We start from the raw sequence: 19,254 nt of genomic DNA, 5'->3' as shown, positions 1-19,254 counted from the left end.
TTTCCGGCCCGGGCGCGCCTCTCGAACGGCCCATGCCCGGCCTCCGTGCGGCCCCCGTACGACCCGCGCCCGGCTCCCGCCCGGCCTCGCACCCTGCCCCCGCCCGATCCTCGCCCGTGCGCTCGGGGCCCGTTTCCGGCTCATCGCGAGGGGCCGTCTCCGGCTCACCCCCTGGCCCCCGCCCCCCGTCCGGCGCGGCACGTCCGTCCGGAACGCCGGTGGCCGCACGACCCCGTCCAGTGACGGATCGTCACAGATGATAATCAAAAAGTTAGCGTTACATAACGTGCCCATCCAGTTACGAGACCATCCCGGCGCAGTACAACAAGAGGTGAGCCATCACCGTGGCGCCGGTTCCGGAGCCGGTTCTCCCCGCGGGAGAGGGGCGTCGTCCCCGATCCACCACCGAAGCCCGTGTCGTTCTCGTCTCTCGACCTCCGAAGGTAGGTGCCGTGGATTCCGTTCCACACGCTTCGAGCCCGGAGCCCGTGATCTCCGGTGAGGCCCCCCGGCCGGGCAGGCTCCCCGGCCGGCCACTGGGGCGGATGCGGCAGCGGATGGTCGGGCTGATGGGGCCCGCGTTCGTGGCCGCCGTCGCGTACGTCGACCCGGGGAACTTCGCGACCAACGTGGAGAGCGGCGCCCGGTTCGGCTTCCTGCTGCTCTGGGTGGTGCTGAGCGCGAACATCGTCGCGATGCTGCTGCAGTACCTCTCGGCCAAGCTCGGCATCGCCACCGGACGCAACCTGCCGGAACTGTGCCGCGACCACTACCGGCGCCCGGTGGTCTGGGGACTGTGGTTCCAGGCCGAGATCGTCGTGATCATGACGGACCTCGCCGAGTTCATCGGCGGCGCGGTCGCCCTCAACCTGCTCTTCGGCATGCCCATGCTCCAGGGCGGCGTGCTGATCGCGGTCGCCTCCTTCATCGTCCTGGCCATCCGCACGGCCCGCCAGCGGAGGTTCGAGGCGGTCATCACCGCGCTCCTCGCCGTGGTGGTGGGGGCCTTCCTCTACCAGCTGCTGAACGCCCAGGTCCCCTACGGCGAGATGGCCAGGGGGCTGGTCCCGGGGTTCGACGGGTCGGCCAGTGTGCTGCTCGCGGCCGGCATCATCGGCGCCACCGTGATGCCGCACGCGGTCTACCTGCACTCGGCCCTCACCCAGGAGCGCTTCACCGGCGACCAGGAGCCGCGCCGCGAGATGCTCATCCGCGCCCAGCGGATCGACGTGGTCCTGGCGATGGGCGTGGCCGGGCTGGTCAACATGGCGATGCTCGTCTCGGCGGCGTCGCTGCTGCGGGGCACCGGCGCCGAACCGACCCTGCACGGAGCCTATGCGCAGTTCTCCGAGGGGTCGGGCCCGCTCACCGCGACGCTGTTCGCCGTCGCCCTGCTGGCCTCGGGGCTGGCCTCCTCCAGCGTCGGCGTGTACGCGGGACAGGTCGTCATGCAGGGCTTCCTGCGGCGCCGGATCCCGATCTCGCTGCGCCGGCTGATCGCGGTGGTCCCGGCCCTGGCGGTGCTGGCGTTCGGCGTGGACCCCACCCACGCCCTGGTGCTGAGCCAGGTGGTGCTCTCGTTCGGCATCCCGTTCGCGCTCGTCCCGCTGCTGCTGCTCACCCGCCGCGCCGACGTGATGGGCGCCTGGGTGAACCGGCGGGCGACCACGGTGGCCGCCGCCTGCGCCACCAGCGTCATCGTCGTCCTCAACCTCGTGCTGATCGCCCTCGTCGTCCCCACCCTGTGAGCCGTCGTCCCCCTGCCGCCCGCACAGGCGGAACGGGGGAGGCGGGGGCGGTGCTCAGGCGATCCGGCCCAGGTCCGCCGGACGGACGGCGCCGCGCAGCGGGACACCGGCCGCCAGCCGCTCGACCTCGGCCACCGCGAACTCGCCCAGGCGGCGCAGCTCCCTGCCCCTGGCCCCGCTCAGGTGCGGGGTGACCAGGACGTTCGGCAGGCCGAGCAGCGCGTGCCCGGGAGGCAGCGGCTCGGGTTCGGTCACGTCGAGGACCGCGCCGATGCGGCCCCCCGGCGCAGTGCCGCACCAGGGCGCCGGTGTCGACGATCGAGCCGCGGGCGGTGTTGACCAGCACCGCGCCGTCGCGGAGCAGCGCCAGGCGCCGCTCGTCCAGCAGCCCCCGGGTCTCCGGCAGGGCCGGTGCGTGCACGGTCACCAGGTCGGCCCGGCCGCAGAGCTCGTCGAGCGTCACCGCCTCGGCCCCCAGGGCGGCCGCCTCGGCGGGGCCGACGTAGGGGTCGCTGAGCAGGATGCGCGCGCCGTGACCGCGCAGCCGCTCCATCACCAGCCGCCCCACCCGGGAGGCGCCGATGACGCCGACGACCGCCCCGTTCAGCCCGCCGCCCTCGCCCGGCGTCGCCACACCGGGCAGCGCGTCACCCGACCAGCCGTCCGCCGAGTACGCGCGCGCCTTGACGAACACCTGCTTGGCGGCGAGCACCAGCATCGCCAGGGTGAACTCGGCCACCGGCAGCGCGTTGGCCTCGGCCGCCGAGGAGACCGCGACGCCCCGCTCGAACACCGCGGGGGTCACGTGCCCCTTGACGCTGCCGGCCGCGTGCACGATCGCGCGCAGCCGGGGAGCGCGCTCCAGCACGTCCTCGCCGATCGGCGGGCAGCCCCAGCCGGTGATCAGGATCTCCACGTCGGGCGGCGGGTCGAAGGAGGAGAGCACCCCCTCGCGCACCCGCGCCACCCGTGACAGCCGGAGCCGCAGGTCGGCGGGGAAGAGCTCGGGCAGCAGGCCGGGCTGCATGGCGAACGCCGCGGACGGGATCATCGGGCCACCAGGGGCCGGAGCGGTGAACGCCGTGGACGGGTCATCGGACGACCAGGGGCCGGACGGAGTCGCGGACCACGATGTGGGTGCCGAGGATCGTCGGGCCGGTGACGTCGCGGCCCAGCGCCAGCCGTACCGCGGTCCTGCCGAGCTCGTCGTGCGGCAGGTGCACGGTGGTCAGGCCGAGGTCGACCGCGGGCGGCACGTCGTCGTAGCCGACGATCGACATGTCGTCGGGCACCCGCAGCCCGTGCTCGCGCAGCGCCTGGATCGCTCCCGCGGCCACCAGGTCGTTGCACGCGAAGATCGCGGTGAAGTCGGGCGGCCCCAGCGACAGCCGCGCGGTCAGCGCGGCGTACCCGGCCTCCCGGGAGAACTCCCCCTCGACCTCCAGCGCGGGGTCGGCGGGGACCCGGTGGGCGGCCAGCGCGTCGCGGTAGCCCGCGACCCTGCTGTCGGAGGTGGAGTGCCCGGGACGCAGCCCCAGGTAGAGGATCCTGCGGTGACCGGCCGAGAGCAGGTGGGCGGTCACCGCGCGGGCGCCGCCGGCGTTGTCGAACCCGACGACCAGGGCCGGCCCGCCCTCCTCCAGCGGCGGGCGCCCGCACAGCACCAGGCGCGAGCCCGCCGCGGCCAGCGAGCGCGCGTACTCGGTCATCCGCTTGCGGTACTCCTCGTCCACCACGACGCTGCCCACCAGGATGACGGCCTCGGCCCGCTGCTCGCGCAGCAGCTGCACGATCGACAGCTCCCGGCCGGGGTCGCCGCCGGTGGTGCAGATCAGCGAGAGCCTGCCCTCGCGCGCCGCCTGTTCCTCCACGCCTTGGGCGATGTAGGCGTAGTACGGCACCGACACGGTGTTGACCACGATGGCGATGGCCCCGGGCCGGGCCGCGGACAGCGCCCTGGCGTGCGCGTTGGGCACGTAGTCCAGCTCGCGGACCGCCCGCATCACCCGGTTGCGGGTGGCGGCCAGCACCGGGTAGTCACCGGCGAGGACGCGGGAGACCGTGGCCACCGAGACGCCGGCGCGACCGGCCACGTCCCTGATGGTGACGCGCTTCACCGTGCTCACTCCGCCTCCCAGGTGACGACGTCTCCGTCCGGGCCGCACCGGCGGTAGCGGGGCCGGTCGCCCAGCTCGACCTCCACCAGCTCCCCGCCGGGCAGGGCGATCTTCAGGGCGTCCCCGCGTACCCGCAGGTCCAGCGTAGTGTCCTTGGCGTCGTGCGCGGCCGTGGCGCCGAGGGTCACCAGGGAGGCGAACAGCGCGGTGCCGCCGGGGTGGACCGCCTCCAGGTACGGCGTGCACGCGTCCGGCCCGAAGGCGGTGCCGGCGGGCGAGCGGGACACGCCCCGGCGCAGCCAGCCGTGCAGGGGGACGATCGAGCTCTCCGGCCCACCGGGGGGCACGGCGTGTCCCCCGTCCCGGACGACGTGACCGGCCGGCGCGGTGACCCGGTGCACCCTGATCTCGGAGGGGCCGTGCACGACCGAGGCGGTCTCCACCGTGACGGGACCACCGGGCAGCGTGTCGTCGGTGTACTTCGAGGCGGCGAAGCGGTCGGCCACCCCGATCCGCTCGATGCGCCGGCGCCGGCTCGCGGTGCCGTCCGGCGCGACGACGGCCAGGTGGTTGTCGACGACCACGGCGCGACCGTCCTCACCGGCGTCTCCGGTGCCGCCGTCTCCGGTACCGCCGTCTCCGGTACCGCCGTCTCCGGTACCGCCGTCCACGGTGGTGGCATGGATGGGCCCGGCGTGCGTGGAGTAGGCGAGCCTGGCGTAGTGCGGGTCGTCGACGGCCTGCGCCGGTGCGGGCGCGTTGTGGTCGCTGCCGTGGTTGAGCAACCGGACGATCCCGTCGCTCCGGGTGGCGTGCAGCAGCCAGCCGGGCGCGGGCAGCGCCACGACCCGGTCGGCCGTCTCCACCGGGGCGGGCTCCTCGGTCGCCGTCCAGGCCGGATGGCTCGCGGGCAGCAGCAGGCCGATGAAGCCCTTGCTCGCCCAGTACGGCGAGCCGGGACCGGAGTAGGGCTGGGTGACCGGCAGGAACGGACCGTGCCAGCCCAGGCTGAGCAGCCCGTCGTCGCCCACGGCGCCGCGGTCCAGGAAGTGCCGCAGGGTGCCGCCGGCCAGTCGCCGGGTGGTGCCCGGGGAGAGCGGGGTGGCGTCGAAGAGCTCGCCGAGCCACAGCGGCGCCGCCGCGGCGAACCGGTAGGTCAGCGAGCGGCCCTGGTGCACCGGGGCGCCGTCGGCGGCGAAGAAGTGCGCGTACCCCTCCAGGAAGAGCCGGAGCCGGTCGCGGTAGACGTCCGGGGACGCGCCCGACATGCGCGTCCACCAGAGCGTGTACAGATGCATGGCCCAACCGCAGTAGTAGTCGTAGTTCTGGCCGTCGCCGTCGGTGTACCACCCGTCGCCGACGTACCAGCCCTCGACCTGTTCCAGCGCCTCGGCGATCTCCGCGGGCTCGTGCGGGGCGCCGACGTTGGCCAGGAACTGCTGGATGACCACCTTGAACAACACCCAGTTGCACGGCCAGGTCCGGGTGCCGACGATGCCGCCCAGCCAGGCGGCCAGGCGCTCGCGGACGTCCGGGGCGAGGGTGTCGTACAGGCCGCTCTCGTGCAGCGCCAGGGCGATCGACGCGGCCTCGACGATCTGCTGGGAGTTGTCGGTCAGCTCCGGCCAGGCGTACGGGCAGGACGGGTCGGTGCCGCTCGCCAGCCCCTCGGCGTAGCGCTCCAGCACGGCGGCGTCGCCCCGGAACGCGGCGAGCAGGAACGTGCGGGCGAACCCCTCCAGGCCGTCCGAGTCCGGGCCGGCCCAGCTCTGCCTGCCGGGCAGCCGGATCTGCGCGAACCCGGGCACCGCGTACGGTACGACGGCCTCCAGCAGGCCGTCGGCCGCGGCGAGCCAGTGCTCGCGGGTGTAGCCGGTGTACGGGGAGAGGATCCGGTCGTCGGGCGGCAGTCTCATGACACTCCCGGGGAGGTAACCGGTTACTAGGCCGTGCCCCGACGCTAGAAGATCCCCCGCAGGGGCGTCAAGGGACTCCTGGGGCATTTGTAACGAAAAGTTAACAGTCGGCGGAAGCGTTCTGACAGAGATCCAGGTCAGCCCTGACAACCGGCTACAGGGCGATGTGCGGCGTCCGTCCGAACCTTGACGGCACCCGATTCCCGCGTCTAGCGTCCGCCTCATGACGTCGAAGTAACCGGTTACCTGACATCGGCACCGTTCCGTCCCCCCACGCGAGAGGTGACACCCGATGGACAGCCCTTCCACCCGTCGCGGATTCCTGAAGGGGTCCGTGCTCTTCGTCGCCGGCGCCGCCGTCTCCGCCTGTTCCGGCGGCGACCCCATGGCCAAGGCGAGAGGCGCCTCCCCCGCGGGCGCCCCCAAGATCACTTTGAATCACTGGTACCACGAGTACGGTGAGGCGGGCACCCAGCAGGCGGCCATGCGCTACGCGGCCGACTTCACCAAGGCCAACCCGGACATCGCCGTCAAGGTGTCCTGGATCCCCGGCGACTACGCGACCAAGTGGACGGCCGCGGTGCTCACGCCGGGCGGCCCGGACGTCTACGAGGTCAACGACGTCAGCCCGAACATGGTCAAGGCGAACCAGGTCACCCCGCTCGACGACGTCCTCGGCGCGGAGAAGGCCGACTTCAACCCGGCGGTGCTGGAGCCGTACACCTGGGGCGGCAAGGTCTACGCCGTTCCCATGGTCGTCGACCTGATGCTGGTCTTCTACCGCCCGTCCCTGTTCCAGAAGGCCGGGCTGCCCGTCCCGACCACCTTCGACGAGCTGGCCGGGGCGGCGAAGAAGCTCACCGCGGGCAAGCAGAAGGGCCTGTTCGCCGGGAACGACGGGATCGGCCCGCTGGCCACGGTCGTCCCGTGGTCCAACGGCAACCCGCTGGTCCGGGACCGGAAGATCGTCTACGACGATCCGGCGGTGGTCGAGGTGCTGACCGCGCTGAAGGGTCTCTACGACGCCAAGGCCACCCTGCAGGGCTACTCCACCGACTGGTGGGACCCGGGCGCGCTCGTCACCGGCGCCGCCGCCATGCAGTGGGGCGGCATGTGGGCCGTGCCCGGCATGACCGAGGCGCTCGGCGACGACGTCGGCGCCTTCCCGCTGCCCGCGTTCGAGGCCGGTGGCAAGCCGGTGGTCAACATGGGCGGCTGGGTGCAGGTCGTCAACGGCAAGAGCGCCAACCTGGAGGCCGCCAAGCGCTACGTCCGCTGGCTGTGGGTGGAGAACACGGCCGCGCAGACCGACTGGAACCTCGCCTACGGCTTCCACCTCCCGCCGCGCACCAGCATCGCCGCCCAGGCCGGCAAGCTGCGGACCGGGCTCGCCAAGACCGTGATGGACGCCACCGCCGCCAACGGCGTCAAGCAGCCCGCCCTGTGGACGCCCGAGGTGCGCCAGCCGTACACCGACGCGGTCACCGCGATCGTCAAGAAGGACGCCGACCCGGCCAGGACGCTCGCCGAGGCGGCCAGACGCTCCCAGGACATCCTCGACCGGATGCCCGCGCTGTGAGCTCGGCCTCCGCGACCGGGACGCCCTCCGGCGGGGCGGCCACCGGGCCCGCGCCGCGGCGGCCGTGGCGGACCGGGCCGGCCGGACGGCCGGCGGGCCCGGCGCAAGGGGCGGGAAGGGCGGGAAGGGCACGGCGCGGGCCCGCCTGGGGCGCGTTCCTCCTCCTCACGCTGCCGATGGTGGCCGGGCTGTTCGTGTTCAAGTACGTGGCGATCGGCTGGGGTCTGCTGCTCAGCTTCAACGAGGCGCGCGGCACGATCAGCCTGGGCGCCTGGAACGGCCTGGAGAACTACCGGCGCCTGCTGGCCGACCCGGCGTTCACCAGGTCCCTGGTCACGATCGTGGTGTTCACGCTGATCATCGTGCCGGTGACGTTCGCGTTCGCGCTGGGCCTGGCCGTGCTGGTGAACCGCCTGCGCGGGGGCCGGGCGTTCTTCCGGACGACCTTCTTCATCCCGGCGGCCGTCTCGTACGTGGTCGGCGCCCTGGTGTGGAAGATGAGCCTGTTCAGCGGCACGCCCTCGGGGGTGGCCAACAGCCTGGCCTACCTGCTGGGGTACGAGGAGTCGATCGGCTGGGTGGCCACCGTGGACCCGCCGCTGTACTGGATCGTGCTGGTCACCGTGCGGCTCTGGCTGCAGACCGGCTTCTACATGATCCTCTTCCTGGCCGGGATCCAGCAGATCCCCGCCCAGCTGTACGAGGCCGCGCGGGTCGACGGGGCCGAGTCGGGGTGGCGGCTGTTCCGCCACATCACCTGGCCCATGCTGCGCAACACCTCCGTCGCGGTCACCCTGCTGCTGATCATCAACGCCTTCCAGGCGTTCGACGAGTTCTACAACATCCTCGCCTCCAACCTGTCGGGACTGGGCGGCGCGGACGGCAGGACCCCGCTGATCTACCTGTTCCAGACCGCGCTCGGCGAGCAGAACTACGGCGCGGGCTCGGCCGGCGCGTTCGTCGTCACCCTGCTCATCGTGGCCTTCACGCTGCTGCAGGGCCGCCTCGCGGGCTTCGGCAGGACGGCCGAGGAGGAGGCCCGATGACGTCCACGAGCCCGGCGAGCCCGGCGAGCCCGGCGAGCGCGCGGAGACCGGCGGGGCCGGGGGGTTCGAGGAGGCCGGGCAGGCCGGGAAGGCGCAACCTGGGCACCTACCTGGCGGCCGTGGTGCTCGCGGTGCCGTTCCTGCTCCCGTTCTATCTGCTGATCCGCAACGCGCTGATGAGCAGGCGAGAACTCGGCTCGCTGGACTGGCACTGGTGGCCCGAGACGGTCAGCCTGCAGGGGTTCGCCGACGCCTTCGGCAACGAGGCCGTGCCGCTCGTCCACGCGCTGTGGAACTCCACGCTGATCTCCGCGATCTCCGCCCCGGTCGCGACGCTGCTGGCCTCCATGGCCGGGTACGGCCTGGCCCGGATCCCGGTTCCCGCCTCCCGGCCGGTGTTCTTCTTCATCATCGCCACGATGATGGTGCCGGGCGCCGCGACGTTCATCCCCACGTTCGTCGTGGTGGGCTCGATGGGCGGGGTGAACACGCTGTGGGGGCTCATCGTGCCCGGCCTGTTCAGCGCGTTCGCGGTGCTGCTGTTCCGCGGGTTCTACCTGCGCTTCCCGCGCGAGCTGGAGGACGCGGGCCGGGTGGACGGCCTGGGCCACCTGGGCCTGTACCTGCGGCTGGCGCTGCCCAACTCGGGCGCGCTGTTCGCCTCGCTCGGCATCCTGTCCTTCATCGAGCACTGGAACGCCTTCCTGTGGCCGCTGGTCATCGGCCAGGACCCGGCGTACTGGACCGTGCAGGTGGCGCTCTCCACCAACCTCAACCAGCAGGCGGTCAACCTGCCGGCGCTCTTCGCCGGGGCACTGGTGGCCATCCTGCCCCTGGTCGCCCTGTTCCTCGTCGCCCAGCGCTACATCGTCAGGGGCGTCCTGCTCAGCGGCATCAAAGGCTGAACCCCCCTTCGAGAGGAGTCCTCTCATGCCCCGCCCCCGCCTCCTTCCCCTGCTGTCCGTGCTGTCCGTGCTCTGCCTCGCCCTGGCCGGCGTGCCGATCGGCGCCGCGCCCGCCCGGGCCGCGACCGTTCAGGACGCATCGGTCCAGGCCGCGACCGCGCCGGCCGGGGCCGCGTCCGCCCAGGCCGCGCCAGTCACGGTACCGGTCGGCGCGCCGTTCGCCGACACCTCCGGCAACGCGCTGCACGCCCACGGCGGCGGCGTGCTCAAGGTCGGCTCGTACTACTACTGGTTCGGGGAGAACCGCAACGCCAACGGCACATTCCGCTACGTCTCGGCCTACCGGTCGGCCGACCTGCGGAACTGGGAGTTCCGCAACCACGTGCTGACCCAGTCCAGCGCGGCCGAGCTGCAGGTCGCCAACATCGAGCGGCCGAAGGTCGTCTTCAACGCGAGCACCGGCCAGTACGTCATGTGGATGCACAAGGAGAACGGCAGCGACTACGGCGAGGCGCGGGCGGCCGTGGCGGTCTCCTCCACGGTGGACGGGAACTACACCTACCTGCGCAGCTTCCGGCCGCTCGGGCACATGTCCCGGGACATCACCGCGTTCGTGGACACCGACGGCACCGGCTACATGATCTCGGCCGCCGACGAGAACTACGACCTGCACGTCTACCGGCTGACCGCGAACTACACCGACGTCGCGGCCCTGGTACGCGTCTGGGACGGCGACCACCGGGAGGCACCGGCCCTGTTCAAGCGGAACGGCGTCTACTTCATGCTGACCTCCGGCGCGACCGGCTGGAGCCCCAACCAGGCCAAGTACGCCACCGCGACCAGCATCACCGGCACCTGGAGCGCCTGGCAGAACGTGGGAGACGGCCTCACCCACGGCTCCCAGCCGGCCTACGTCCTGCCGGTCCAGGGCAGCCAGGGCACCTCGTACCTCTACCTGGGCGACCGGTGGGCCGGGGCCTGGGGCGGGCCGGTCAACGACTCCCGGTACGTGTGGCTGCCGGTGCAGTTCTCCGGCAACACCACGATGAGCCTGTCCAACGCCCGGCAGCTGACCATCGACGCGGCGGCCGGCACCGTCACCCCCGTCGGATCGGGTTACGACCGGCTCGCCGTACGCCACTCCGGCAAGTGCGCCGACGTCAAGGACCAGTCCACCGCCAACAACGCCGCCGTGATCCAGTACACCTGCGGCGGCGGCACCAACCAGCAGTGGCGCATCCAGACGATCGGCGGTGGCCACGTCCAGATCATCGCCCGCCACTCGGGAAGGTGCCTGGACGTCAGCGACGTGAGCACCGCCGACGGCGCCGCGATCCACCAGTACGCCTGCGGTACGGGCAGCAACCAGCAGTTCACCCTGGCCGACGCCGGGGGCGGTTACCTGCGGCTGGTCGCCCGCCACTCGGGCAAGTGCGTGGACCTGCCGAGCGGCTCGCAGGACAACATCCAGTTCAAGCAGTATCCCTGCGGCACCGGCACCCACCAGCAGTTCACCCGCACCGCGCTCTGACCGCGCGACGGGCGGTCCGTCCCGTCCCGCGTACCGGGTCCGGCGGTACGCGAGACGGGACTTACTAACGCACTTCACCGCTCAAGACAAGAAAATGTCCAAATGCGGACACAGGGACAACCAAACACCTGCGCGACTCGTCTCCCCCTTGTCCGATGTGTCGCCACAGGAGTCGCCGTGCGAGCCCCCTCAGTCCTCTCCGTCCTTCTCCTGGCCTGTGGTCCGGTCCTGCTCCCGGCGCCGGCTCAGGCGGCCGTCCCCGAGACGCCGCGAAGCCGGGCCGCCGTCGCGCACACGGTCACCGACATCGTGGACTACACGTGCACGACCGACGGTGAGTCCCAGCCGCAGAGCATCAAGGTCCAGGTCGAGCTGACGATGCCGACCGGCGCCACGCCGGGCACGCAGATGACCATCGGCTGGCGCGGGACCTACGCGGGCGGCACCGGGCTGAAGGCGCCCACTACGGGACTGGCGACCGGCGCCTCGCTGTACGCGTACGCGTCCATCAGCGGGATGTCCGGGTTGACCTCCGCCACCGGGACGGGCACGCTCGGCCAGGTCGGCGCGAGCCAGGTCATCCCGCTGCCGACGGCCACGGTGGACATGAAGACCACCGCCTCCACCGCCGGGACGGCCACGGTGAAGCCGGCCGCCCTGAACGTCGGGACCGCCGCCAACGCTCCGGTGATCGAGTGCGAGGTGGTCAACGCCGACCTCCTGACCACCAGCAACCTCGTGATCGGCGGCACGAACGGCACGGGCACCGACACGGGAACGGACACCGGGACCGACACGGACACCGGCACGGACACCGGGACCGACACCGGGACGGACACGGGCACCGACACGGGGACGGATACCGAGGCGGACGCGGGGAGCGGCGAGGTGGAGGAGACCCCGGAGGGATCGGCGGCGACCGGGGGCGGCGGCGAGGCCGGGCCCGACGGCCGGCCCCTGGTACTGACCGGCTCCCTGCTCATCCTCACCGCTGCGGGAGGGCTCCTGCTGCGCCGCCGCCGCGTCCCACGCTGACCCGGGCCGGTGCCCCGCGGGCAGCGTCGATGATCGTGATCACCGACGCGGTGCTCGGAACCGACACCGGCGTCAGTGTCGGTGCCGAGCCTGAGATCACCCGGGACCCGGCCCCGCACCTGGGTCTGGGCCTGCACCTGGATCCAGGACTGGACCTGGACATGGGGCTGGATCTGGGTCTGGTGGGTCTGAGACCGGGTCTGGAACGCCGAAAGGCCCGGGTTCCGGTCGATGATCCATCGAACCGGAACCCGGGCCTTCGTGCTGGTGCGCCGCCAGGGACTCGAACCCCGGACCCGCTGATTAAGAGTCAGCTGCTCTAACCAACTGAGCTAGCGGCGCCCGACCTGGACAAGACTACCGGACCCGGCGTCATGGTCCGTACATGTGCCGACATGCCGTCACCACCCGGCCCATCGGCCGCGCGGCAGGGCGAGACCCACCACGCCCTGCGGATCGAGCCCCGACCCACCGGCCCGGCCGCCGCGTGGCGCCCGAAGGGACGAGGCATGGTGTTGTATCCCCTCCGACATGGGCAGACGTCGTTTAGGGCTCCTGCCTCGGGTACTGAAGCGGAGCCCAGAGAGTCACGTTCAAGGGAGATGTTCGACCATGCAGCCTGAACTCTGGAACTACCGATCCGACGTCTACGGCCAGGACAGGACGCTCGACGTCGCCGGCTACCACGTCGAGGCCACCGACGGGAAGATCGGCTCCGTCGACGAGGCGACCTACGAGGTCGGCCAGAGCTACCTGGTCGTCGACACGGGGCCCTGGATCTTCGGCAAGAAGGTCCTGCTGCCGGCGAGCACGGTGACGCAGATCGACCCCCAGGAGCAGAAGATCTACGTGGCGCGGACCAAGCAGGAAATCAAGGACGCCCCCGAGTTCGACGAGGCCACCTTCAAGGAGCCCGCGTACCGCGACCGGGTCGGCGAGTACTACGGCCGCTTCCCGTTCGGCGGCGGACCTGGAACGTTCTGAGAAGAACGGCCCGGCCGGAGACGCCCTGACGAGGGCGATCCGAACGGGCACGTCCTGACGAGGACGTGCGGCCGGAGAGGTGCCGACCGGGCATGATGATCGACGAGGGCCCCGCCACGGCGGGGCCCTTCCCGTTCCCGGGCTCGCCCTTCTTCCCGAAGCCGTCCATCTCCCCGAAGCCGTCCTGCTTCCCGGAGCCGTCCTGCTTCCCGAAGCCGTCCTTCTCCCCGGAGGTGGCGCGAGACTCCCCCGAAGGCGGTGCGGGACTCCTCCCGGAGACGGTGCGAGGTCGTTCATAAAGACGGCGCCGCGGAGGCGGCGCCGGTCGTTCGATTTGTTCTTCGGAAGGGCCGAAAATTCACACGCGGTTCACACTGTCAGGGCCAGCTCGGGTCTCCCGAGGAGTCGAGGGGGCCGGGCAGGACGTCGAGGCGTTCGAGAAGGACGAGGAAGGTCGAGGCGTAGGGGGAGTCCTGCACGACGGAGGCGACGCGGTTCCAGTCGACCTGCTCGCGCAGGGCCCGTACCTGCGGCAGCAGCGAGCTGTAGTTGCAACTGTGCTCCGAGAGCGGCAACAGCCATGAGATGACCAGGTCGGTCGCCTCCAGGACCGGCAGGATCACCGCCGACGCCTTCATCGGCTCGGCTCGTTTCAGCAGTTCCGGGGTCACCGGATGGTCGCAGATGGAGAAGATCAGATCGACCAGCCTGCCTTCGTCGTAGGCCTTGACGAGCCAGTCCTCCGGCGGCTTGGCCGTCTCGAAGCCCAGCTTGCTCAACGCCTCCAGGGCGGTCGGCACGTCCTCCTGGGGGAGGACAAAATCAACGTCGTGCATTGAAGGGGCGGCTCCGCGCGCGTACGCGGCACAGCCTCCCGCGAGCGCGAACCTGACGTCGGCGTCCTTCAGACCGCTGCTGGCCCGCTTCAGCGTCTCCAGGATCGCGTCGGTGACCTCGTGACTGTGTCCCATGGGCACTCGCGTACCCCATAACGCCGCAGCTAGGCATGGCAAACCCGACGCTGGGTAAACGCTGTTCATGATTCAGCCCGAACACGTACAAAAAGATGACCCGCATCCGGGAGAGAGTCGTAAGGAACGGGTCGACCGGGAGCTCGGGGAACTGTTGCAGGGACTGCGCGTCGCGGTCACCGGCGTGCAGGTGCTGTTCGCGTTCCTGCTCACCGTCCCCTTCGCCCCCGGGTTCCAGAAGGTGGACGTCCTGGGACGCTGGCTGTTCTTCATCGCCCTGCTGAGCGCCGCCATCGCCTCCATCCTCTTCATCACCCCGGCCGCCCAGCACCGCCTGCTGTTCCGCACCGGGTTGAAGGAGAGGATGCTGCACCGCTCCAACGCGCTCGGCATCGCGGGCGCCGCTTTCCTGGCGGTCGCGATGACCAGCGCGGTCGCGCTGGTCGCGGAGACGGTCATCAACGCCTGGCCCGCCGCGTTGTTCGGCGCCGTCGTGGCGCTGACCAGCCTTTGGTTGTGGTTCATCCAACCGATTATTGATCTGTACCGAACCGAGGATGATGAAGATGTTAAGTCGTGAATTGTGAGGGCAGAGGCCGGTTATGGCTACCTTGCTTTGGATCATCGCAGTCGTTCTCGTCATCTCCGGGATCTACGTCATCCTGGCCCGTCGCGACCTCCTGTGGGGGATCGTCCTGATCGTCCTCGGTTTCCTCGTGGGCCCCGGAGGTGTGAGCATCTTCAACGTCTGACGCGGGCCTCGCGCTCGCCGGACACCGAACACCCGGTGCGGGCATGGAGTCCGTACCCCGTCCCGTGCTGACCTGACGTCGGCACACGAGTGAAGACCGGGCCTCGCGGCCCGTGAAAGAGCAGAACCGAAGTCGCCCCGTATTCCCATAGAAGCTTCGCGGGCCGGGTATCCCCCGGCCCGCTTCTTCTTGTCCGGATCCCTCACCCGCCGGTCCGCGTCTTCCCGCGCCGCCGTTTCCGGCGTGATCACCCATCACGTATGTACGCTTTGTACGGGTATTGCGCTATTTATGCGCGTGTGTCGCGTCGCGAGAGCCCGTTCGCGGCCCTCGACGAGCTCGGGCCCGCCGGGGCCGTCCCGCGTCGCCGGAGACGTCCGCCGGGGACGCCCGCCGGGGCGTGGAACCGCGCACCCCGGCGGGCGGGTCGTCCCTACAGGCAGTAGACGGCGTACGCCTGGCCCAGCACCGGCAGGGCGACGTTGCGCACCCGGATACCGCCCGGCGTCACGCCCTTCTCCGTACCGGCGTGCGCGTGACCGTGAACGATCAGGTCGGCGCCCTCGGCGTCGACCGCCTCGGCCAGCAGGTAGCTGCCGAGGAAGGGGTAGATCTCCAGCGGCTCGCCCGCCAGCGTGTCCTTGACCGGCGAGTAGTGGGAGAGCACGACCGTGCGGTCGGCCTCCAGCTCCTTCAGGGCCACCCGCCAGCGCTCCGCGATCCGCTTGGTGTGACCCACGAACGCCTTGATCTCGGGCTCGCCGAAGTCACTGGCGCACTTGCCGGCGTACCCTCCGCCGAACCCCTTGCCGCCGACCACGCCGAGCCGCACCCCGTCGATGTCGAGCACCGTGGCGTCGTCGTGCAGGACGTGGATGCCGGCGTCCCGCAGCAGGGCGGCGATCTCGGCGGGCAGGTCGGAATGGTGGTCGTGGTTGCCCAGCACGGCGACCACCGGGATCGGCAGGTCGCGGAACTCGTCGGCCACCACCCGCCCCTCCTCCAGCGTGCCGTGCCGGGTCAGGTCACCGGCGAGCAGCAGGACGTCGGCGCGCTCCTCGATACCCTCGAGCCGCTTGCGGTACTGCCCCCGCAGGCTCTCGTCCAGGTGCACGTCCCCGACCGCGGCGATGCGCAGCTCTCTCACAGCTTCTCCTCCTTCCCCGGTTCCCGTACGTCCACGACATCGATCTCGTTGTGGACGACCAGGCCGGGGGCCGCCTCACCGGCCACCTCGGCGATCAGGTCACGGCGTTCGGCAGCGGTGACCTGACCGCGCAGGTAGAGCTGGTCCCCCCGGACGTCCGCCCGGATGCCGAGTTCCGTGGTCCTCTCGTCCTCGGCGAGCGCGCTCTGCACGCGTGCCGCGATGTACTGCGGAGCCTCCATCGTCGAACTCCTCTCCGTCCGAAGCAGTTCGCCTTCCCACGTATGCCGAGGTCAAACACGTTTAAAGCCCTCCGCAGGGGCAGGTGAGACACGTGTGCCTAGGACGCAGGCACGGCTACCTCGTACCTCAGGAGGAGACGTGCCCATGCGGATCGCCATCGTGTCCGAACACGCCAGCCCCCTCGCGACCGTCGGCGGCGCCGACGCCGGGGGCCAGAACGTCCACGTCGACGCCCTCTCGCGGGCGCTCGCCGGACACGGGCACGAAGTGACCGTCTACACCCGCCGGGAGTCGCCCCTCCAGCAGGAGGAGGTCGCCCTGGCCCCCGGGGTGACCGTGGTCCACGTCCCGGCCGGGCCCGCCGTGGTCCTGGCCAAGGACGACCTGCTCCCCTGGATCCCGGACTTCGGCCGCTGGCTCGCCCGGCGCTGGAAGTCGCGCGCGTCGGCGCCGCCCGACATGGTGCACAGCCACTTCTGGATGAGCGGCCTGGCCGCCCTGGCCGCCGCGCGGGACGCCGGGATCCCGGTCGCGCACACCTTCCACGCCCTCGGCACGGTCAAGCGGCGCCACCAGGGCACGGCCGACACCAGCCCGCCCGAGCGCGTCGGCATCGAGACCACGGTCGCCTGCCACGCGGACGTGACCATCGCGACCTGCTCCGACGAGGTGGAGGAGCTGCGCCGGATGGGCGTGCCCGGCCATCGGACGAGGGTGGTGCCGTGCGGTGTCGACGTGCGCGCCTTCACCCCCGAGGGTCCCCGGATGGACCTGGGCCCCGGGCCGATCCTGCTCTCCATCGGCCGGCCGGTGCCCCGCAAGGGCGTGGAGACCGCGATCCGGGCCCTCGTCGCCGTCCCGGAGGCCACCCTGGTGGTCGCCGGCGGTCATCCGGACGACCCGGAGACCGGACGGCTCGCGCGGGTCGCGTCCGGCTGCGGGGTGGGCGACCGCGTCAGGTTCCTCGGCAGGGTGGACAGGGAGAGCGTCCCGGCCCTGATGCGCTCGGCGGACGTCGTGGTGACCGTGCCCTGGTACGAGCCGTTCGGGATCGTGCCGCTGGAGGCCATGGCCTGCGGCGTGCCGGTGGTCGCCTCGGCCGTGGGAGGGCACCTGGACACCGTGCTGCCCGGCGTCACCGGCCTGCTGGTCCCGCCGCGCGAGCCGCACGCCCTGGGCGGCGCGCTGCGCCGGCTGCTCGCCGCACCGGACCTGCTGTCCGCGTACGGTGCGGCCGCGGCCGACCACGCGCGGGCGCACTACGACTGGGAGGGCGTCGCCGCCCGTACCTGCGCCGTCTACGCGGAGGTGCTCTCCCGCCGGACCCCCGACCGGAGGACCGGCGGCACCCGGCGAGGCCATGATCTCCCCGCGCGGCGGACCGGTCGCAGGCGGCCGTACACCGGGGTCGCCTGACCCGGCCTCCGGTCCCCGTCGGTCCCCGTCGCCCTCCACCGTTCCCGGCTCCTCCGGCCTACGAGGCCGTTCCGGATCCTCCGGCCCTACCAGGCCGTTCCGGATCCTCAGGTTCGTACGAGGCCGGTCCTCCGGTTCGTGCGGGACGCGGGGAAGGCCGTCCGGACGCGCGAGAGCCCCGGCCCTCGCAAGAGGGCCGGGGCTCCTGGCGCCGGACCGGTGTCACCGGCTCGACCGGTCTCAGCCGCCTGTGGTGGCTCTCATGGGATCACTTGCCGGTGGCCCTGTGAATGCTCCGCGCGGCGGATCGGTCGATCGCGGCCTTGACCACGCCGAAGATCGCCCCCTGGATGGCGGCGGCGACCAGGACCTCGCGCCAGCCGTACTCCTCGTTCGTCGCCTGAGGCGCGTCGTCCTTACCCGAGGCGAACTTCCAGACCTGCTTGAAGATGGCGCCGGCGATGGCACCACCGAGCATTCCGCTCGCGGCACTCGCACCGCGGGATACGACCCTGCTCAACGTCCTGTCCTCCGTTCGCTTTTACCGAGAAAGGACGGTTACCCGCCCGGAGAGGTTCGTAACGGATCCGCCCCGATCAAGGACCGGCGGATCTCCGCCCTGCCGTGGCTCCCCCGGGAAGGGGGAGACGGATCACACCACCGGCGGGTCGTTGTAACGGCGCTCCTCGTAGACGCGGCGCTGGACGACCGGGTCGTCGTCGATGACCGCGGTCGCCGCGGAGTCCGCCACCGCCCGGCGGGCGAGGCTGAGCCGGTAGACGGCGAACAGCAGCCAGGCGAGGCCACCGATCATGAGAATGACACCGACGACGTTGATGTCGAATCCGGCGATGTCGAACTCGACCGCCCACGTGAGGATGGCGCCGAGCATGATGAGAATGATGCCGCCTGCGATGGTCATGGGATCTCCTCCTTCGAGCCAACATCTGACCATCTATCCCCCCCACGGATCTCAAACGTCACCCGCGGAGGCATGTGCCTGTCCCCGCCCTTCCCGCGGCCGTCAGACGGCCCGGCGTCCCGCGGGAATCGTTCCGCCGTACGGGCCGCGGAGCCCTACCGGCCGCGCAGGGCCAGCATCTGTGCGACCTGCGCGGTACGTGAGACGTCGACCCGCCTGGCCATCTCGGTGACCTGGGAGTGCAGCCCGGTCGCCACCTCCACCTTGGCCATCTGGGAGGCGTCGTCCTGCTGGGCGATCATCATGTCCAGGAACCTCCTCTCGAACTCGGCCGGTGGGGCGGAGGTGAGGGCCTCGATCTCCTCCTCGCTCACCCCGGGCATCCCTCCGTGGGCGGCGTGCTCGTCGTCCTCCGCGGTCGCGGGCTGTCCCCAGGCGGCCAGCAGGGCGGCCATCGAGGCGGCCTCGCGCTCCTGGGTCACCCCGATCGCCTCGGCCAGCTCCCGCACCTCGGGACGGACCTCCCGCCCGCGGACCAGCCGCACCAGCCCGGCCACCTGGGTGTTGTGCGGGACCATCATCTGCAGGAACATCACGTCCGGGGCGTTGAAGGCGACCCCCGCGGCGGTCCCCACCGGTGGCGCCGGAGAGGGGCTGGGCCCTCCCCCGCCGGTCCCGTCATGGCCGCCGTGCTCCCCGTGCGTCCCGTGCCCGGACGCGCCCGGCGTACCGGACGCCGAGGCACCGGGCGTGCCGGACGCCGGGGCGCCCGTGGTGGCCGGGGTGGAGGCGCCGTGCGCTCCGTGACCCGAGGCGCCGCGGAGCTGCTGGACGTCGTGGGCGCCGCAGCCGGACAGCAGCAGGACGCCGATCACGACCGCCGGTACCGCACTCCTCATCGGAACTCCTTCGCAGGGCGACGGTCCCGGCCGGGACGGGCCG

The 19,254-nt window shown here is 71.6% G+C and carries 19 protein-coding genes and 1 tRNA gene; 10 read left to right on the top strand and 10 right to left on the bottom strand.

Going from position 1 to position 19,254, the window contains the following annotated elements; genetic code table 11:
* The first annotated feature begins 452 nt into the window (after positions 1-452).
* Entirely contained in the window at positions 453-1,748 is a 1,296-nt protein-coding gene (locus tag ABD832_RS15205) for an Nramp family divalent metal transporter (protein WP_344894715.1), read from the top strand.
* On the opposite strand, the gene ABD832_RS15200 is transcribed toward ABD832_RS15205, so the two are convergent.
* The 3 genes from ABD832_RS15200 to ABD832_RS15190 are packed head-to-tail and all read right to left on the bottom strand — an operon-like array spanning position 1,708 to position 5,781.
* Positions 1,708-2,799, bottom strand: coding sequence for an NAD(P)-dependent oxidoreductase (locus ABD832_RS15200; protein WP_344894713.1), 1,092 nt, complete (start codon positions 2,797-2,799; stop codon positions 1,708-1,710). The genes ABD832_RS15205 and ABD832_RS15200 overlap by 41 nt on opposite strands.
* Before the next feature lie 40 nt (positions 2,800-2,839).
* Positions 2,840-3,874: a LacI family DNA-binding transcriptional regulator gene (locus ABD832_RS15195; RefSeq protein WP_344894710.1), complete on the bottom strand. Its 1,035-nt coding sequence runs from the start codon at positions 3,872-3,874 to the stop codon at positions 2,840-2,842.
* Positions 3,871-5,781, bottom strand: a complete 1,911-nt coding sequence (locus tag ABD832_RS15190) for a DUF2264 domain-containing protein (RefSeq protein WP_344894707.1) — start codon at positions 5,779-5,781, stop codon at positions 3,871-3,873. Before ABD832_RS15190 ends, ABD832_RS15195 begins: the two co-directional genes overlap by 4 nt.
* A gap of 292 nt (positions 5,782-6,073) precedes the next feature.
* Between ABD832_RS15190 and ABD832_RS15185 the strand changes: the two genes are divergently transcribed.
* The 5 genes from ABD832_RS15185 (at position 6,074) to ABD832_RS15165 (ending at position 11,877) form a co-directional block, all read left to right on the top strand.
* On the top strand, positions 6,074-7,360 hold the full coding sequence (locus ABD832_RS15185) for an ABC transporter substrate-binding protein (RefSeq protein ID WP_344894704.1): 1,287 nt from the start codon (positions 6,074-6,076) through the stop codon (positions 7,358-7,360).
* Positions 7,357-8,406, top strand: a complete 1,050-nt coding sequence (locus ABD832_RS15180; protein WP_344894701.1) for a carbohydrate ABC transporter permease — start codon at positions 7,357-7,359, stop codon at positions 8,404-8,406. The genes ABD832_RS15185 and ABD832_RS15180 overlap by 4 nt, the downstream gene beginning before the upstream one ends.
* Complete coding sequence (locus ABD832_RS15175) at positions 8,403-9,311, top strand: carbohydrate ABC transporter permease (RefSeq protein WP_344894698.1); 909 nt, start codon at positions 8,403-8,405, stop codon at positions 9,309-9,311. The genes ABD832_RS15180 and ABD832_RS15175 overlap by 4 nt, the downstream gene beginning before the upstream one ends.
* A 25-nt stretch (positions 9,312-9,336) precedes the next feature.
* Positions 9,337-10,842 (top strand): RICIN domain-containing protein, encoded by a 1,506-nt coding sequence (locus tag ABD832_RS15170; RefSeq protein WP_344894695.1) that lies wholly within the window; start codon positions 9,337-9,339, stop codon positions 10,840-10,842.
* Positions 10,843-11,019: 177 nt separating this feature from the next.
* Entirely contained in the window at positions 11,020-11,877 is an 858-nt protein-coding gene (locus ABD832_RS15165; protein WP_344894693.1) for a hypothetical protein, read from the top strand.
* A 265-nt stretch (positions 11,878-12,142) separates the two neighbouring features.
* Here the strand turns inward: ABD832_RS15165 and ABD832_RS15160 are convergent.
* Positions 12,143-12,219: transfer RNA gene (locus ABD832_RS15160), tRNA-Lys, on the bottom strand.
* A 270-nt stretch (positions 12,220-12,489) separates the two neighbouring features.
* On the opposite strand from ABD832_RS15160, the gene ABD832_RS15155 reads away from it, so the two are divergent.
* Positions 12,490-12,861 carry a PRC-barrel domain containing protein gene (locus ABD832_RS15155; protein ID WP_344894691.1) on the top strand — a complete coding sequence of 124 codons (372 nt, stop codon included), beginning with the start codon at positions 12,490-12,492 and terminating at the stop codon, positions 12,859-12,861.
* A 377-nt stretch (positions 12,862-13,238) separates the two neighbouring features.
* On the opposite strand, the gene ABD832_RS15150 is transcribed toward ABD832_RS15155, so the two are convergent.
* Positions 13,239-13,832 carry a nucleotidyltransferase family protein gene (locus ABD832_RS15150; RefSeq protein WP_344894689.1) on the bottom strand — a complete coding sequence of 198 codons (594 nt, stop codon included), beginning with the start codon at positions 13,830-13,832 and terminating at the stop codon, positions 13,239-13,241.
* A gap of 67 nt (positions 13,833-13,899) precedes the next feature.
* On the opposite strand from ABD832_RS15150, the gene ABD832_RS15145 reads away from it, so the two are divergent.
* Positions 13,900-14,412: a DUF6328 family protein gene (locus ABD832_RS15145; protein ID WP_344894687.1), complete on the top strand. Its 513-nt coding sequence runs from the start codon at positions 13,900-13,902 to the stop codon at positions 14,410-14,412.
* Between the two features lie 22 nt (positions 14,413-14,434).
* Positions 14,435-14,584, top strand: a complete 150-nt coding sequence (locus ABD832_RS15140; RefSeq protein ID WP_184719841.1) for a GPGG-motif small membrane protein — start codon at positions 14,435-14,437, stop codon at positions 14,582-14,584.
* 433 nt (positions 14,585-15,017) lie between these two features.
* Here ABD832_RS15140 and ABD832_RS15135 read toward each other — a convergent pair whose 3' ends face one another.
* Entirely contained in the window at positions 15,018-15,731 is a 714-nt protein-coding gene (locus ABD832_RS15135) for a metallophosphoesterase family protein (RefSeq protein ID WP_344894684.1), read from the bottom strand.
* Positions 15,728-15,973, bottom strand: a complete 246-nt coding sequence (locus ABD832_RS15130) for a BON domain-containing protein (RefSeq protein WP_344894681.1) — start codon at positions 15,971-15,973, stop codon at positions 15,728-15,730. The genes ABD832_RS15135 and ABD832_RS15130 overlap by 4 nt, the downstream gene beginning before the upstream one ends.
* 145 nt (positions 15,974-16,118) lie before the next feature.
* Between ABD832_RS15130 and ABD832_RS15125 the strand changes: the two genes are divergently transcribed.
* Positions 16,119-17,390, top strand: a complete 1,272-nt coding sequence (locus ABD832_RS15125) for a glycosyltransferase (RefSeq protein WP_344894678.1) — start codon at positions 16,119-16,121, stop codon at positions 17,388-17,390.
* Between the two features lie 268 nt (positions 17,391-17,658).
* Here ABD832_RS15125 and ABD832_RS15120 read toward each other — a convergent pair whose 3' ends face one another.
* The 3 genes from ABD832_RS15120 to ABD832_RS15110 form a co-directional block, all read right to left on the bottom strand.
* Positions 17,659-17,910, bottom strand: coding sequence for a DUF4235 domain-containing protein (locus ABD832_RS15120; protein WP_344894675.1), 252 nt, complete (start codon positions 17,908-17,910; stop codon positions 17,659-17,661).
* 132 nt (positions 17,911-18,042) lie between these two features.
* Positions 18,043-18,312, bottom strand: coding sequence for a DUF6458 family protein (locus ABD832_RS15115; RefSeq protein ID WP_344894672.1), 270 nt, complete (start codon positions 18,310-18,312; stop codon positions 18,043-18,045).
* 155 nt (positions 18,313-18,467) lie between these two features.
* A complete protein-coding gene (locus tag ABD832_RS15110) occupies positions 18,468-19,211 on the bottom strand; it encodes a DUF305 domain-containing protein (RefSeq protein WP_344894669.1) in 744 nt (247 codons plus the stop codon).
* Positions 19,212-19,254 lie beyond the last annotated feature (43 nt).

This window comes from Streptosporangium longisporum (genome assembly GCF_039534895.1).
Taxonomy (GTDB): domain Bacteria; phylum Actinomycetota; class Actinomycetes; order Streptosporangiales; family Streptosporangiaceae; genus Streptosporangium; species Streptosporangium longisporum.
The sequence above is the reverse complement of the archived record's forward strand: the minus strand, read 5'-3'. Positions and strand labels throughout refer to the sequence as shown.

What these genes read in the sequence shown, in the direction of transcription:
- ABD832_RS15200 (WP_344894713.1), bottom strand. Translation starts at nt 2,799, where the DNA reads ATGATCCCGTCCGCGGCGTTCGCCATGCAGCCCGGCCTGCTGCCCGAG.
- ABD832_RS15130 (WP_344894681.1), bottom strand. Translation starts at nt 15,973, where the DNA reads ATGGAGGCTCCGCAGTACATCGCGGCACGCGTGCAGAGCGCGCTCGCC.
- ABD832_RS15190 (WP_344894707.1), bottom strand. Translation starts at nt 5,781, where the DNA reads ATGAGACTGCCGCCCGACGACCGGATCCTCTCCCCGTACACCGGCTAC.
- ABD832_RS15185 (WP_344894704.1), top strand. Translation starts at nt 6,074, where the DNA reads ATGGACAGCCCTTCCACCCGTCGCGGATTCCTGAAGGGGTCCGTGCTC.
- ABD832_RS15110 (WP_344894669.1), bottom strand. Translation starts at nt 19,211, where the DNA reads ATGAGGAGTGCGGTACCGGCGGTCGTGATCGGCGTCCTGCTGCTGTCC.
- ABD832_RS15175 (WP_344894698.1), top strand. Translation starts at nt 8,403, where the DNA reads ATGACGTCCACGAGCCCGGCGAGCCCGGCGAGCCCGGCGAGCGCGCGG.
- ABD832_RS15115 (WP_344894672.1), bottom strand. Translation starts at nt 18,312, where the DNA reads ATGACCATCGCAGGCGGCATCATTCTCATCATGCTCGGCGCCATCCTC.
- ABD832_RS15155 (WP_344894691.1), top strand. Translation starts at nt 12,490, where the DNA reads ATGCAGCCTGAACTCTGGAACTACCGATCCGACGTCTACGGCCAGGAC.
- ABD832_RS15140 (WP_184719841.1), top strand. Translation starts at nt 14,435, where the DNA reads ATGGCTACCTTGCTTTGGATCATCGCAGTCGTTCTCGTCATCTCCGGG.
- ABD832_RS15150 (WP_344894689.1), bottom strand. Translation starts at nt 13,832, where the DNA reads ATGGGACACAGTCACGAGGTCACCGACGCGATCCTGGAGACGCTGAAG.
- ABD832_RS15145 (WP_344894687.1), top strand. Translation starts at nt 13,900, where the DNA reads ATGATTCAGCCCGAACACGTACAAAAAGATGACCCGCATCCGGGAGAG.
- ABD832_RS15170 (WP_344894695.1), top strand. Translation starts at nt 9,337, where the DNA reads ATGCCCCGCCCCCGCCTCCTTCCCCTGCTGTCCGTGCTGTCCGTGCTC.
- ABD832_RS15125 (WP_344894678.1), top strand. Translation starts at nt 16,119, where the DNA reads ATGCGGATCGCCATCGTGTCCGAACACGCCAGCCCCCTCGCGACCGTC.